Genomic DNA, 14,443 nt, shown 5'->3' on the forward strand with positions numbered 1-14,443 from the left:
TCCACATGTTCCGTGGCGAAAATCCCGCAAAATCGCCACCGCAAGACTACGGATTCAGCGTTTCGCGAGGCTTTCCGGGCGGCATTGACACCCGTATTGCCAAGCATAAGATAGTCGCACGTGCCGCCCTTAAAAGGCGGCACGTTTCGTTTTCCGGGCCAAATGACGCGCTGCGCCATGCGTGTTCAGGCCGTCCGAAACATCCGAAGTGACCACCAAAGAGATCGTCATGACCAACAGCGCAGCGCCGCATTTGCTCCCCGTATTCGCCAGGGCCGATATCGGTTTTGAGCGCGGTGAAGGCGTCTGGTTGATCGCAACCAATGGCGATCGCTATCTCGATTTCACCTCGGGCGTCGCGGTCAACGCACTCGGCCATGCCCATCCGGCGCTGGTCAAGGCGCTGCAGGAGCAGGCCACGAAACTCTGGCACATGTCGAACCTGTTCCAGAGCCCTGACGGCGAGAAGCTCGCTGCGCGTCTTTGCAATGAGAGCTTTGCCGACTTCGTGTTCTTCTGTAATTCCGGCGCCGAGGCGCTGGAGGGCGTGATCAAGCTGGTCCGCCATCATCACTTCTCCAAGGGCCATCCGGAGCGCTATCGCATCATCACCTTCGAGGGCGCCTTCCACGGCCGCACGCTCGCGACGCTGGCCGCGACGGGATCGGCAAAATATCTCGAAGGCTTCGGTCCGCCGATGGACGGCTTCGACCAGATCCCGCATGGCGACATCGAGGCCGTGAAGAAGGCGATCGGCCCGCATACCGCCGGCATCCTGATCGAGCCGATCCAGGGCGAGGGCGGTGTGCGTCCGGCGACATCAGCCTTCCTCAAGGCGCTCCGCCAGCTCTGCGACGAGAAAGGCTTGCTGCTGGCCTTCGACGAGGTGCAGACCGGCATGGGCCGCACCGGCGATCTCTTTGCCCATCGCCGCACCGGCGTCACACCCGACGTGATGTCGCTGGCGAAAGCGCTCGGCGGCGGTTTTCCGATCGGTGCGATCCTGGCGACTGCAGATGCGGCCGCCGGCATGGGCCCCGGCTCGCACGGCTCGACCTTCGGCGGCAATCCGCTGGCGATCGCGGCCGCGAACGCCGTGCTCGATGTCATGCTCAAGCCCGGCTTCTTCGACCACGTGCAGAAGATGTCGCTGCTGCTCAAGCAGAAGCTCGCCTCCGTGATCGACCGTCATCCCGATATCGTCAGCGAAATCCGCGGTGAGGGGCTTTTGATCGGCATCAAGGCCGTGGTGCCATCAGGCGATCTGGTCGCAGCCTTGCGCAACGAGAAGCTGCTTACCGTCGGCGCCGGCGACAATGTCGTGCGCTTCCTGCCGCCCTTGATCGTCACCGAGGCGGAAATCGAGGACAGCATCGTCAGGCTCGAGCGCGCCTGCACGGCGCTGTCAGGCAACAAGCGGGCGGCAAGCTGATGAGCAAGGCACCCAAGCACTTCCTCGATATCAACGAGCTGCCGCTGTCGGAGCTCAAGAGCATGCTCGCGGCCTCCTCCGCCATGAAGGCGAAGCAGAAGGCGCATCAGCCGGTGCGGCCGCTCGAAGGCAAGACGCTGGCGATGATCTTCGAGCGTCCGTCGACCCGCACGCGCGTCTCGTTCGACGTCGCCATGCGCCAGCTCGGCGGCGAGCCCATCATGCTCACCGGTGCCGAGATGCAGCTCGGCCGCGGCGAGACCATTGCCGACACCGCGCGCGTGCTGTCGCGCTATGTCGACGCCATCATGATCCGCATCCTCAATCACGAGGCGCTGCTGGAGCTCGCGGCGAACGCGACCGTGCCCGTCATCAACGGCCTGACGCGGCGCTCACATCCGTGCCAGGTGATGGCCGACCTCATGACCTATGAGGAGCATCGCGGCCCGATCGAGGGCCGCACCGTGGCCTGGACCGGCGACGACAACAACGTGCTGGCGTCCTGGGCCCATGCCGCCGAGCGCTTCAAGTTCAAGCTCAATGTCGCAACGCCGCCGGAGCTTGCCCCGAAGAAGGTGATGCGCGACTTCATCAAGGCGACGGGCGCGTCGATCGTGCTCGGCACCGATCCCGAGGCCGCCGTGAAGGACGCCGATTGCGTCGTCACCGACACCTGGGTGTCGATGGGCGACAAGGAAGGTGAGCACCGTCACAACGTGCTCAAGCCCTACCAGGTCAATGCCAAGCTGATGTCGCTGGCCAAGCCCGATGCGCTGTTCATGCACTGCCTGCCCGCCCATCGCGGCGAGGAGGTCACCGACGAGGTGATCGACGGTCCGCAGTCAGTGGTGTTCGACGAGGCCGAAAACCGCCTGCACGCGCAGAAGGGCATTTTGGCCTGGTGTTTTGACGCGGTGAAGTAGGCTCACTTGTAGCCCGGATGGAGCGCAGCGAAATCCGGGCTTCTCAACGCGGAAAGACTTCCCCGGATTGCGCTGCGCGCCATCCGGGCTACGCGCCCCGCCATTCTGAGCACCGAATGCGGGGGCCCTTCCATTTCCGCCCTCCGACCCCAGATAAAGCGCCATGGTTTCCCAATCCCCCGACATGAAAACCAGGCCCGAAAGCCCGGTTCGCGCGCCTTCCGCAGTTCCCGTCGATGACGCCGTGCTGCCCTACGAGGTCGATGCGCTCGATGTGCGCGGCCGTCTGGTGCGGCTTGGCCCGGCGCTCGACGACATCCTGACCAAGCATGATTATCCCGCACCGGTCGGCAAGTTGCTCGGCGAAGCCATCGTGCTGACGACGCTGCTCGGCTCGGCGCTCAAATTCGAGGGCCGCTTCATCCTGCAGGCCCAGACCGACGGGCCGGTGTCGTTCCTGGTGGTCGACTATCAGGCGCCCGATCGCCTGCGCGCCTATGCGCGCTTCGATGCCGAGCGCCTCGGTGATGCCAAGGAAACCGGAATGAATTCCGGCACGCTGCTCGGCCGCGGTCATCTCGCCATGACCATCGACCAGGGGCCCGATATGAGCCGTTACCAGGGCCTGGTCGCGCTCGACGGCGGCAGCCTGGAAGACGCCGCCCACGAATATTTCCTGCGCTCCGAGCAGATCCCGACGCGCGTGCGCCTTGCGGTCGGCGAGGAGTGGCGCTCGAGCGACGGCGGCAAGCACCGCTGGCGCGCCGGCGGCATGCTGATGCAGTTTTTGCCAAAGGCGCCGGAGCGGGCGCGGCAGGCCGATCTGCATCCCGGCGATGCGCCCGAGGGCCTTGAGGCTCACAGCGTCGCCGAAGACGATGCCTGGGTCGAGGCGCGCTCGCTGATCGAGACGGTCGAGGACGTCGAGTTGATCGATCCCGATCTCTCCGGTGAACGGCTGCTCTACCGCCTGTTCCACGAGCGCGGCGTGCGCGTGTTCAATCCGCTGGTCCTGAAAGCGCAATGCTCCTGCTCGCGCAACGCGGTCGCGTCCATGCTGAAGAGCTTCTCGCCTGACGATCGCAGCGCCATGGTCAAGGACGACAAGGTCGTCGTGACCTGCGAGTTCTGTAGCTCGGTGTACGAATTCACGCCGGATGAAGCGGGCGTGGAAGACGCGTAACGAGCTCTTGTAGGGTGGGCAAAGGCGCTCTTGCGCCGTGCCCACGGATCTCCCGATGACAACGAAAGACGTGGGCACGGTGCTTTGCGCCTTTGCCCACCCTACGGCACTGTCACCCGCCTCTAGTTCAACACCCGCTTGTTGTCGGGGCTGTCCAGCGAGAACGTCGGCACGTCGATCTCGAAGCGCTCGCCGGTTTCGCTCACCATCAGGTAGCGGCCGGTCATGAAGCCGGAGGCGGTGGAGAGTGGCACGCCCGAGGTGTATTCGAAGCGTTCGCCGGGGGCGAGCACGGGCTGCTCGCCGATCACGCCCTCGCCCTTGACCTCCTGCTGCCGCCCGGTGGCATCGGTGATGATCCAGTGCCGCGTCTTGAGCTGCACGGTTTCGTCGCCCGAATTGGTGATCACGATGGTGTAGGACCAAAAATACCGCGAGCGGTCGGCCGAGGACTGTTCCGGAACAAAGTTCGGCTCGACGGTCACTTCGATCTGGCGGGTCACGGCGCGGTACATGGCTGCCATCATAACGAAAACCCGGCCAGGAACCAAACGCCGCACGCGGCCTTGGCGACATCGTCCCGCCCGAATTCACGAAGAAGTACACCCCAGATGTGATCCGGCCGCTTTGCGAGGCGGCGACCGGCCCGGTACACTCCTGAAACGTCGCGATTTGCGGAAGGGTTTTTGGGCCCCCATGACCATTGCCGATCAAGTGACGGGATCGACGATCGCGGGAACCGCAGGCGCCAAGCCCGCGGAGGCCAAACCGGTCGACGCGAAGCCGCGCGTCGCCGCGCCCGCCATCACGCTGCCTGCCATCGGCGAGCGCGAGCTCAGGCTCGATCTGTTCCGCGGCCTCGCGCTGTGGCTGATCTTCATCGACCATCTGCCGCCCAATCTGCTGACCTGGTTCACGATCCGCAATTACGGCTTCAGCGACGCCACCGAGATCTTCATCTTCATCTCGGGCTACACCGCAGCCTTCGTCTACGGCCGCGCGATGCTGGAGAGCGGTGTCGTCATCGCCACGGCGCGCGTCCTGCGGCGGGTCTGGCAAATCTATGTCGCCCACGTCTTCCTGTTCACGATCTTCCTCGCCGAAATCTCCTACGTCGCGACCAGCTTCGAGAACCCGCTCTACACCGAAGAGATGGGCATCATGGATTTTCTCAAGCAGCCCGACATCACCATCGTGCAGGCGCTTCTCTTGCGCTTCCGTCCCGTCAACATGGACGTGCTGCCGCTCTATATCGTCCTGATGCTCGCGCTGCCGCTGATCCTGTGGTCGATGAAATGGCGGCCCGATGTCACGCTCGCGCTCTCGGCGCTGCTTTACGCGGCGACCTGGCAGTTCGATCTGTACTTCTCCGCCTATCCGAACGGTTTCTGGGCGTTCAATCCCTTTGCCTGGCAGTTGCTGTTCGTGTTCGGCGCATGGTGCGCGCTCGGAGGTGCGCGACGCATGTCGCGCATTCTGGCATCGCCCGTGACGATGTGGATCTCGATCGCCTATCTCGTTGCGGCGTTCTATGTGACGCTGACCTGGTACGTCCCGCAGCTTTCGCACTTCATGCCGAAGCGGATCGAGCAGTGGATGTATCCGATCGACAAGACCGATCTCGACGTGCTGCGCTTCACGCATTTCCTGGCGCTGGCCGCGCTCACCGTGCGCTTCCTGCCGCGGGAATGGCCGGGCCTGAAATCGCAATGGTTGCGGCCGCTGATCGTGTGCGGCCAGCACTCGCTGGAGATCTTCTGTCTCGGCGTCTTCCTGGCCTTTGCCGGCCATTTCATCCTGGCCGAGGTCTCCGGTGGACCCGCCATGCATGCGCTGATTAGTCTTTCAGGAATTCTGATCATGTGGGCGATGGCCTGGGTGATTTCGTGGTACAAGCGCGTAGCTGACAAGAGCGGTGCGAAAACCAAAAACGCCGTCGGCAACGCCGATCTGGCGGGAGGGGGCTGATGACGGCGAAGGTTATCCTGAGCCTGATCCTGCTATGCGGGTACCTCACCGCGCCTTCGGCGCGCGCAGACGAGGCCGCGCCTGCGACGCCCCCGATCCCTGCAGCCTGTGAAGTGCCGCCTTATCTGCTCGCCACCGAGAGCCAGCTCCCCAAGGTCGCCGACGCCGTCAAGGCGGGCAAACCGCTTGAGATCCTCGTGATCGGAAGCCGGTCGACGACGATCCCATTTTCGGAAAGCAGCTCCTATCCGGCACGGATGGAGGCGATCTTGAAAGAGAAACTGCCCCCTTCGGAGACCGTGCACGTATCCGTAGAACTACAGAGCAAGAAGACGGCGGAGGAGGCCGCCGGAACCTTCGTTAAGCTGATGGAAGCAAAAACACCTACTTTGGTCATCTGGCAGACCGGGACGGTGGATGCTATCCGATCGATCGATCCCGATGACTTTCGCGGCGCCGTGACCGATGGGGTCGCTGCGCTGCAACATGCAGGGGCTGACGTCGTCTTGATGAACTTGCAATACAGCCCGCGTACCGAATCCATGATCTCGGCACCGCCTTATCTCGACAATATGCGGGTGGTGGCGCAGGAGCATGATATCCCGCTGTTCGATCGTTTCGCGATCATGCGGCAGTGGAATGATCAGGGGCAGTTCGACTTGTTCAGCGCCTCGCGCGGCCCCGAGCTGGCGAAGCAGGTCCATGATTGCCTTGGCCGGGCGTTGGCGCAGTTCGTGATCGATGCTGCCCATCTGGGGCCGACCGAGCAGCAGAATTGAGGTCTAGCGTTAATGAGTTCTTTCCGCCCTTTTGGCCTGTCGACATGGTTGTCCGCGCCCGCAGTGGCGACGCTGCTGATGCTGATGCCTGTGCTGCAGGCGCCTGCCCGAGCTCAGGCCGCCCAGGCGACTGCCGCGCCGCAGCAGGCCGCTAACCCAGCGCCCACCTCGCCGTCGCAGACCACGGTTGCGGCGACGGCCCAGCAGCCCACCGATCAGCGCGGCCTTACCTCGCGCGCCATCGACAAGGTGAAGCAGGTCGCAAAATCGGCCGGCGATATTTTCAGCCGCGTTCCCTGCCTGCCGCCGAAGGGCGGCGCCAAGACGATGGGCTCGCTGCCCCATGTCGCGGGCAAGCTCGTCGCGGGCCAGCCCGTCGTCATCGTCGCGTTCGGCTCGTCGTCGACGGCGGGCTATGGCGCGAGCTCGCCCGACTTCAACTATCCGAACCGTCTCGCTGCGCAGCTGCGCCGGCAATATCCGACCGCTGACATCACCGTCATCAATGCCGGCGTCGGCGGCGAGGACGCGCCCGAGATGATGAAGCGCCTCCAGAAGGAGGTGATCGACGTGCATCCGGATCTCGTGATCTGGCAGGTCGGCACCAACGCCGTGCTGCGCAATCTCGATCCCGGCGACACCGCCAAGATGGTCGAGGACGGCATCACTCGCATCCAGGCGGCGGGCAATTCCGATATCGTGCTGGTCGACCCGCAATATTCGCCCAGGGTCACCGAGCGTCCCGAGAGCGCAAGCAAGATGGTGAAGCTGCTCGGCAAGGTCGCCGAGCTTCGTCACGTCGGCATCTTCCCGCGCTTCGAGGTGATGCGCGACTGGCACGAGAAGCAGGCGCTTCCGGTCGAGAGTTTCGTCATCGCCGACGGCCTGCACATGAACGATTGGGGCTATGCCTGCTTCGCCCAGCTGCTCGGCGACGACATCATCCACTCGGTCGGCCAGATCAAGATCGGGGTGAACGTGCCCGCGGACGTGCGGACCTATCGGCCGATGTAGGCAACTGCGCCGTAGGGTGGGCAAAGGCGCAACGCGCCGTGCCCACCACCGCTCAGTGATACGAAGGAAGAAGACGTGGGCACGCTCACGCTTTGCCCATCCTACGAGACCTTTGTTGTGGCTACGCCTTCTCCAGCGCCGCGGTCAGATCCTCGATCAGATCATCCGCATGCTCGAGCCCGGCCGAGAAGCGGATGAATCCCTCGCTGATGCCGAGTGCGGCACGATCTTCCGGCTTCAGCCGCTGATGCGTCGTCGTCGCCGGATGCGTGACCAGGCTCTTGGCATCGCCGAGATTGTTCGAGATCTTTGCGAGCTTGAGCTCGTTGAGCACGCGGAATGCAGCCGCCTTGCCGCCTTTGACCTCGAAGCCGACCAGCGTCGAGCCGCCGCGCATCTGCTTCTTCACCAGAGCCGCCTGCGGATGGTCCTCGCGGCCGGGATAGACCAGCCGCGCGATCTTGGGATGGCTCGCCAGCACATCGGCGATGCGCGCTGCCGTGTCGGTCTGCGCGCGCACGCGCACACCTAGCGTCTCCAGGCCCTTGAGCAGCACCCAGGCGTTGAACGGCGAGATCGACGGGCCGGTCTGGCGCATGAAATTGTGGATGTGCTCGGCGATGAAGGCTTCCGAGGACAGGATGATGCCGCCCAGGCACCGGCCCTGGCCGTCGATGTGTTTGGTCGCGGAGTAGACGACGACGTCGGCGCCTAACGCGAGCGGGCTCTGCCAGATCGGCGTCGCGAAAACGTTGTCGACCACGAGCCGCGCGCCGCCCTTGTGGGCGATCTCGGCAATCGAGGGAATGTCGAGCACGTCGAGCGTCGGATTGGTCGGGCTCTCCAGGAAGAACGTCTTGGTGTTCGGCTTCACCGCGCGTTGCCATTGGTCGAGATTGGCGCCATCGACCAGCGTGGTCTCGATGCAGTAGCGAGGAAGCAGATCCTGAATGACGTAGAGGCACGAGCCGAACAGCGCGCGCGAGGCCACGACATGGTCGCCGGCCTTGAGCGGCGCGAGGATCGCCGTCGTCACCGCGGCCATGCCTGTCGCCGCCGAGCGGGCCGCTTCGGCGCCTTCGAGCTCGATCATGCGGCGCTCGAACATCGCGATCGTCGGATTCGAGTAACGCGAATAGATGAAGCCGGGGTCTTCGCCCTTGAACCGCGCCTCGCACTCCTCGGCGCTGTTGTAGACATAGCCCTGGGTCAAAAACAGCGCCTCCGACGTCTCGCCATATTGCGAGCGCAGGGTGCCGGAATGGACCAGGCGGGTTTCGGGGCGGTAAGAGGCAGGCGACTTCGACATAGGACCCTCCGATATGACCGTCTTGTCGAGATGGTCATAAAAAAACCGGCCTGGATATCTCCACGGGCCGGGATCACAGAGGTCCCCGGCCTGTTTAGCGACTTATTTAACGTGGCTGCAAGCCGGCCGGCTCAAATCACCACGGGATAAGTGATGCTCATATTCCGCAATGCCCTTTCCGTCAAGGCGTCCATCGGATAGCCGTAAAAGGCTCGTATGTCCCGCAAGTCCGGATGTACGCGACCCCTGACGAGGACCCCCGGTTGACGTTCACGGTTGCCGCCGACGCCAATGGTATCCTGCCCGACCGCATGATCGCGGCGATGGCGGAAGCGGGCCTCATCCTGCCCGCCTATGATTTCGTCGAAAGCCAGATTCAGCCGGCGAGCCTCGATTTGCGTCTCGGCGATATCGCCTATCGCGTCCGCGCCAGTTTCCTGCCCGGTCCCGGCGCCACCGTCGCCGAGCGCATCGACCAGTTGAAGCTGCACGAGTTCAGCCTCTCCGACGGTGCGGTGCTGGAAACCAACTGCGTCTATATCGTGCCGCTGCTGGAAAGCCTGGCGCTACCGCCGGAGATCGTCGCGGCGGCTAATCCGAAAAGCTCGACCGGCCGGCTCGACGTCTTCACCCGCGTGATCGCCGACGGCACGCGCCGCTTCGATATGATCGGCGCCGGCTATCACGGCCCGCTCTATGCCGAGATCAGCCCGAAGACGTTTCCGGTGCTGGTCCGCGAAGGCTCGCGCCTAAGCCAAGTGCGCTTCCGCACTGGTGACGCCATCCTCAATGCCGATGCGCTCGATGCGCTCCATGCCACTGAACGCCTCGTCGACATCGACGATGCCGACCTCACCGGCGGCGTCGCCGTCTCGGTCGATCTCTCCGGGGAGAAGGGCAATGGCTTCGTCGGCTATCGTGCCAAGCGCCACACCGGCGTGGTGGATGTCGATCGCCGCTCCGGCTATGCGGTGGAAGATTTCTGGGAGCCGATCTCGGCCCGTCCCGACGGCAGCCTGATCCTCGACCCCGGCGAGTTCTACATCCTCGCCTCCAAGGAAGCCGTGCAGGTGCCGCCCGATTACGCGGCGGAGATGGTGCCGTTCGACCCGCTGGTCGGCGAATTCCGCGTGCACTATGCCGGCTTCTTCGATCCGGGCTTCGGCTATGCCGGTGCCGGCGGGCTAGGATCGCGCGCCGTGCTGGAAGTGCGCTCGCGCGAGGTGCCGTTCATCCTCGAGCACGGCCAGATCGTCGGCCGTCTCGTCTACGAGAAGATGCTGTCCCGCCCCGACGCCATGTACGGCCAGCGCATCGGCTCCAACTACCAGGCGCAGGGGCTCAAGCTGAGCAAGCATTTTCGGGTGTAGCTGTACCCCGTCCTCAGCTGTCATTCCCCGCGAAGGCGGGGAATCCAGTACGCCGCGGCCTCTCGATTCAAGCACTGACACCTCTGGAATACTGGATCGCCCGGTCTTCGCCGGGCGATGACACCGGGCTAGTGTTGGTTGCTTAGCCCCATCCGCGATGACACACTCCCGCAAAACAACAAGCCGGGAGCAAACGATGACCGCCGCAGACGCCGCGCAAGCAGCGCAATGGAAGCGCTGGCGTGCGGTCGCCGATCTCTACCACGCCTATTTCACCGGTCTGATCCTCACTGTGGTGACGCGTCGCGGCACGGCCGACGCCGCCGAATTCGTCTTCCGCGTGTTCCGTCGCCAGCAGCAGGAGCGCTTCCTGCCGGGGCTCAGGAAGCTCGGGATCGATCATCTGCCGCCGGCGGTGGCGGCGGCGCAATATCACTATCTCTCCAACTGGATCGGCGGCGTGCATGTCGAATACATGTATGAGAGCGACATCAAGGCCTGGATCCGCTATCCGCCGCCGCGCTGGATCTGGAAAGGCGCGGCAATCTGCGGCGTGCCGGGCGAGGTCAGCCGCGCGATGCTGCGCGGCTGGCACGCCAACAACGGCGTCGCACTCGGTGATCTCCGGTTGGGCTTCGTCTGCACCAAGCAGAGCGTCGACGGCCAGGACGGGCTCGAAGGCTACTACCATCAATACGACCATCCGCTCGAACCGGATCAACGCCTCGTCTACGCGCGGCATCTGGAGGCGCCGCTGTTCGATCCGAAGACCGCGCCGGCGCTTCCCCTCGCTAGCTGGCCAAGGCCGCGGCTCGAAAAGGCCTATCGCAACTACGCCATGGAATATGTGCGCACCGCCGCGCCGGTGATGGTGCAACTATTCGGGCCGGAAGATGCCGGCTATCTCCTGCGCATCACCGGTAATCTGATCGGCATGCAGTTTTTCGATGAGATCGCGGCGCCGCTGGCGATGCGCCGCGGCGGCGCGAGCGCGTTTGCGCCCTTCCTCCGCGCGCTGTTCGCCGCGCAGGACGATGCGGCCGAGACCACGCAATCCGAAGGCAGCTTCGAAATCCACCAGCAGAGCTGGAAGCTGATGGACGGTGTCACTGACTATCACGGCGCCTGCGCCAAGGTGCTGGAGGGATTGCTCGAGGGACTCGCCGCAGGATGCGGCCGGCACATCGGCGTACACCTGCGCCCAACGGCAGGCGGCCGCCCACCGCTAGTCTGGACGATCGGTTAATTCCACCTATCGAAATGCGCTGCCGCAGGGCACGCCTGCACCTGACGCAGGAGGAATCGGCAACCAGCGTGCTAACAAGTGCGCAGCCGCGCCTTTCGCGCGAGCGAATGATTGATGCACCTAAGCATTGCCACGCCGCGAATGGCGGATTTGTCCGGGAGAGGAAATGACTGAGGTCGCCGAGATCCCGGTCGATGAGCAGGAACGTCCGCGACCGTCGCCCGCGCGCCCGGTACGGAGCGCGCTGACCGACGGGCCGATCCTGCGCACGCTGCTCTCCCTCGCCTGGCCGAACGTTGTCGCCCTGTCCGCCGGCACCTGCACGGTGATCGCCGAGACCTCCTATATCGGCCGGCTCGGCGTCGAGGCGCTGGCCGCGATGGCGCTGGTGTTTCCGACAGTGATCCTGACCATGACCATGTCGGGCGGCGCCATGGGCGGCGCCGTGGCCTCCGCCATCGCACGCGCGCTCGGCGCCGGCGATCGCGAGCGTGCCGGGACGCTGGCTGCGCATGCGCTGCTGATCGGCATCACCTTCGGCCTCGTCTTCATGCTCGGCATGCTGATCTTCGGCCCTCAGGTGCTGACGATGCTCGGCGGCCGCGGCAATGTGCTGACGCATGCGATCGCCTACACCCAGGTGTTCTTCGGCGGTGCCGTGCTGCCCTGGCTGCTCAACACCATGGCGGGCGTGCTGCGCGGCACCGGCAACATGCGTCTGCCGTCGTTTCTCATCCTCAACTCTGCGGTCTGGCAGATCGTGCTCGGCGGCACGCTGGGCCTCGGGCTCGGCCCGTTTCCGCAACTCGGCATGCGCGGCGTCGCCGCCGGCGCGCTGATCGCCTACTCCATGAATATCTGCGTGATGGGCTGGTACCTGTTCTCCGGCCGCGCCCGCGTCGTTCCAAAACTCCGCGGCTTGCGCATCCAATGGGTGATGTTCTTCGACATCCTCAAGGTCGGAGCCATCGCCTGCTTCTCGCCGCTGCAATCGGTGCTGACGATCTCGATCTTCACCCACATGCTGGCCAAATTCGGCACCGCGATCCTCGCCGGCTACGGCATCGGCGCGCGGCTCGAATTCCTGCTGACCTCGATCGCGTTCTCGTTCGGTATCGCCTGCGTGCCCATGGTCGGAATGGCGATCGGGGCGGGCCGCATCGCGCGGGCGCGCCGCATCGCCTGGACCGCCGGTGCCGCCGCCTTCGTGGCCGTCGGCGCGCCAGCATGCCTCGTTGCGATCTTCCCGGATCTCTGGGTCAACATCTTCACCGACAGCGCGGCCGTGCGCGCGGCGAGCCATCAATATCTCTCGACGGTCGGGCCGTTCTACGCGTTCTTCGGCCTTGCAACGACGATGTATTTCTCCTCGCAAGGTGCAGCCAAGGTGATCGGTCCTGTGCTGGCGCAGACCGCCCGGCTGATCTACATCGCGGGCATCGGCTGGTGGCTGTCGACGCATGACGCGAGCGCGCAAAGCTTCTTCTGGCTCGCCGCGAGCTCGATGGTCGTGCTCGGCGTGCTCTCGTGCTCCAGCGTGGTGCTGACGCGCTGGGGGCCGCGAGACGCGAAACTCGCCGTCGCGCCTGTGCTGTCGGTTGCCGACTAACGATGCCTGTGGCGGCGATGGCCGCCGCCGACATTGGCGAGCCGCATCAGTTGCGGGATCATCGCCATCATGTCGCCGCTGCCGGCGCCGCCGAGCATGCCCATGATATCGCCGCCGCCCATGCCGCCCATCGGTGCATAGCCGGCGCCGTAATTGGGTGCGCCGAATCCGCCGCCGAGATTGCCGCCGGCGAGGCCGCCCATGCTGCCGCCCATCATTCCGCCAAGGCCACCGCCGCCGTTCTCCATCATGCGGCTCATCATCGGGCCCATGGTCTGCATCAGCATGGCGAAGCGGCGCTTGCCCATCTTCGCCTTCATCATCTCCAGCATCGGCGCCATCTGGGTCATCATGTCCCCGCCTCCGGCACCTCCGAGGCCTGCGAATTGCGCCTTCGCCGGCGCGCTCGAAATCGAAAACAGCAGCAGCACGGCAGCTGCCTGGCAGATCACCTTGTCCGCACCTCTCATGGCATGCTCCTCGCGTGCGTGGCGCCGCCGGGAGAGCGAGGCCGTCAGGACGCACGCGGCCATGGTTACGGCCGATGAGGGGCGGGCTCTGTGAGACGGATCACGTTGCACGCGCGTGATCCGGAAAAGTGCGCAGCGGTTTTCCCTCGCGACAAACGCGGAACGCGTTTGCGCGGAGATCATGCGCAAATAAAAACTACGGGAAGGCCTTGTGCATGGCGGCGACAGCTAGCTTGGTCTGCTCCTGCACGTAAGCTGCAAGCTCGTTCGGCAGCATGTCGATGGTCCAGATCAGGCGGCAGCTTGCCTCGCCGTCGGCGATCACCTGCACCGAAGCGCTGTAATGCTTCAGCCGCTCGCTGCTGATCGCGTAGACCAGCCGCTGTCTGATATCGTCGCAATCGACCAGCACTTCGCGCGCAACCGAGCCGTTGGCGAAGGTGACATCACGCGTATCGCCGTCGAGCTGGCATGCGGTGACGAAGCCCGGCACCAGCCGCTGAGGCAGCGCGCCGAAATCGCGCACCGCGTCCCAGACGTCGCGGGCCGGGGCGGGGAGGGAGACGTCGTTGTGGATGGAGGCCATGTTGTTTCCTCAAATGCGGAATCAGTAGGGTGGGCAAAGGTGCGCTCTTCGCGCGCCGTGCCCACCGTCTGCATCGTTGCGCGCATTGGTGGGCACGCTACGCTTTGCCCACCCTACGAGATCACGCGCGTGGCGATCGCTCACGTACAAACCGCCTCGACATTATTGCCATCGGGATCGATCAAGAACGCCGCGTAATAGGTCGGGCTGTAATCCTTGCGCGCGCCCGCGCCGCCATTGTCACGGCCGCCGCTGTTCAGGCCCTCGCGGTGAAACGCCTTCACGGCGTCATGGTCCTTGGCACGAAACGCGATATGCGCGCCGTCGGCCTTGCGGCCCTTGTTCAGATGCAGCCACAATGCCGGCTCGCCCTTCGGCCCGAAGCCGGCATAGCCGTCGCCGCTCGAGCACAGCACGTAACCGAGCGGCGCCAGTGCCGCGGTGTAGAACCGCGTGGCGGCGTCGAGGTCGGCAACGCGCAATCCGATATGGTCGTACATGATCATCTCCATTGCAAAGCGCGCCGCTCGTGGCGCGCACCGGAGACGAGCCTA

14 protein-coding genes and 1 riboswitch are annotated in these 14,443 nt (G+C 64.6%); of the genes, 9 read left to right on the forward strand and 5 right to left on the reverse strand.

The window, feature by feature from the left end; genetic code table 11:
* Nucleotides 1-229 precede the first annotated feature (229 nt).
* From XH80_RS11390 to XH80_RS11400, 3 genes are all read left to right on the forward strand, one after another.
* Entirely contained in the window at nt 230-1,432 is a 1,203-nt protein-coding gene (locus tag XH80_RS11390) for an aspartate aminotransferase family protein (RefSeq protein WP_271598678.1), read from the forward strand.
* Nucleotides 1,432-2,355: an ornithine carbamoyltransferase gene (argF, locus tag XH80_RS11395; RefSeq protein WP_271598679.1), complete on the forward strand. Its 924-nt coding sequence runs from the start codon at nt 1,432-1,434 to the stop codon at nt 2,353-2,355. Before XH80_RS11390 ends, argF begins: the two co-directional genes overlap by 1 nt.
* Before the next feature lie 163 nt (nt 2,356-2,518).
* Nucleotides 2,519-3,538 (forward strand): Hsp33 family molecular chaperone, encoded by a 1,020-nt coding sequence (locus tag XH80_RS11400; protein WP_271598680.1) that lies wholly within the window; start codon nt 2,519-2,521, stop codon nt 3,536-3,538.
* A gap of 122 nt (nt 3,539-3,660) precedes the next feature.
* Here XH80_RS11400 and apaG read toward each other — a convergent pair whose 3' ends face one another.
* The gene (gene apaG, locus XH80_RS11405) at nt 3,661-4,053 is read right to left on the reverse strand and encodes a Co2+/Mg2+ efflux protein ApaG (RefSeq protein ID WP_057745205.1); all 393 of its coding nucleotides are present in this window, start codon (nt 4,051-4,053) and stop codon (nt 3,661-3,663) included.
* 181 nt (nt 4,054-4,234) lie between these two features.
* Here apaG and XH80_RS11410 point away from each other — a divergent pair, with 181 nt between their 5' ends.
* Genes XH80_RS11410 through XH80_RS11420 form a run of 3 tightly spaced genes read left to right on the forward strand, consistent with a single transcriptional unit; the run spans nt 4,235 to nt 7,299 of the window.
* A complete protein-coding gene (locus tag XH80_RS11410; protein ID WP_271598681.1) occupies nt 4,235-5,506 on the forward strand; it encodes an OpgC domain-containing protein in 1,272 nt (423 codons plus the stop codon).
* Nucleotides 5,506-6,285, forward strand: a complete 780-nt coding sequence (locus XH80_RS11415; RefSeq protein ID WP_271598682.1) for an SGNH/GDSL hydrolase family protein — start codon at nt 5,506-5,508, stop codon at nt 6,283-6,285. The genes XH80_RS11410 and XH80_RS11415 overlap by 1 nt, the downstream gene beginning before the upstream one ends.
* A gap of 12 nt (nt 6,286-6,297) precedes the next feature.
* A complete protein-coding gene (locus tag XH80_RS11420) occupies nt 6,298-7,299 on the forward strand; it encodes an SGNH/GDSL hydrolase family protein (protein ID WP_271598683.1) in 1,002 nt (333 codons plus the stop codon).
* A 121-nt stretch (nt 7,300-7,420) separates the two neighbouring features.
* On the opposite strand, the gene XH80_RS11425 is transcribed toward XH80_RS11420, so the two are convergent.
* Entirely contained in the window at nt 7,421-8,608 is a 1,188-nt protein-coding gene (locus XH80_RS11425; protein WP_271598684.1) for an O-succinylhomoserine sulfhydrylase, read from the reverse strand.
* 73 nt (nt 8,609-8,681) lie between these two features.
* Nucleotides 8,682-8,761: riboswitch (SAM riboswitch) on the reverse strand.
* Nucleotides 8,762-8,841: 80 nt separating this feature from the next.
* Here XH80_RS11425 and XH80_RS11430 point away from each other — a divergent pair.
* From XH80_RS11430 to XH80_RS11440, 3 genes are all read left to right on the forward strand, one after another.
* Nucleotides 8,842-9,978 (forward strand): 2'-deoxycytidine 5'-triphosphate deaminase, encoded by a 1,137-nt coding sequence (locus tag XH80_RS11430; protein ID WP_442868562.1) that lies wholly within the window; start codon nt 8,842-8,844, stop codon nt 9,976-9,978.
* 196 nt (nt 9,979-10,174) lie between these two features.
* Complete coding sequence (locus XH80_RS11435) at nt 10,175-11,224, forward strand: hypothetical protein (protein ID WP_271598685.1); 1,050 nt, start codon at nt 10,175-10,177, stop codon at nt 11,222-11,224.
* Nucleotides 11,225-11,390: 166 nt separating this feature from the next.
* The gene (locus XH80_RS11440; RefSeq protein ID WP_271598686.1) at nt 11,391-12,833 is read left to right on the forward strand and encodes an MATE family efflux transporter; all 1,443 of its coding nucleotides are present in this window, start codon (nt 11,391-11,393) and stop codon (nt 12,831-12,833) included.
* Here the strand turns inward: XH80_RS11440 and XH80_RS11445 are convergent.
* The 3 genes from XH80_RS11445 to XH80_RS11455 form a co-directional block, all read right to left on the reverse strand.
* Nucleotides 12,830-13,303, reverse strand: a complete 474-nt coding sequence (locus XH80_RS11445; RefSeq protein WP_271598687.1) for a hypothetical protein — start codon at nt 13,301-13,303, stop codon at nt 12,830-12,832. The genes XH80_RS11440 and XH80_RS11445 overlap by 4 nt on opposite strands.
* Nucleotides 13,304-13,499: 196 nt before the next feature.
* Entirely contained in the window at nt 13,500-13,889 is a 390-nt protein-coding gene (locus XH80_RS11450; RefSeq protein ID WP_271598688.1) for an SRPBCC family protein, read from the reverse strand.
* Nucleotides 13,890-14,029: 140 nt separating this feature from the next.
* Nucleotides 14,030-14,389 carry a VOC family protein gene (locus XH80_RS11455; RefSeq protein ID WP_271598689.1) on the reverse strand — a complete coding sequence of 120 codons (360 nt, stop codon included), beginning with the start codon at nt 14,387-14,389 and terminating at the stop codon, nt 14,030-14,032.
* Between the last annotated feature and the right edge of the window lie 54 nt (nt 14,390-14,443).

Origin of the sequence: Bradyrhizobium sp. CCBAU 45384 (assembly GCF_028128665.1) — a bacterium.
Classification (GTDB): Bacteria; Pseudomonadota; Alphaproteobacteria; order Rhizobiales; family Xanthobacteraceae; genus Bradyrhizobium; species Bradyrhizobium manausense.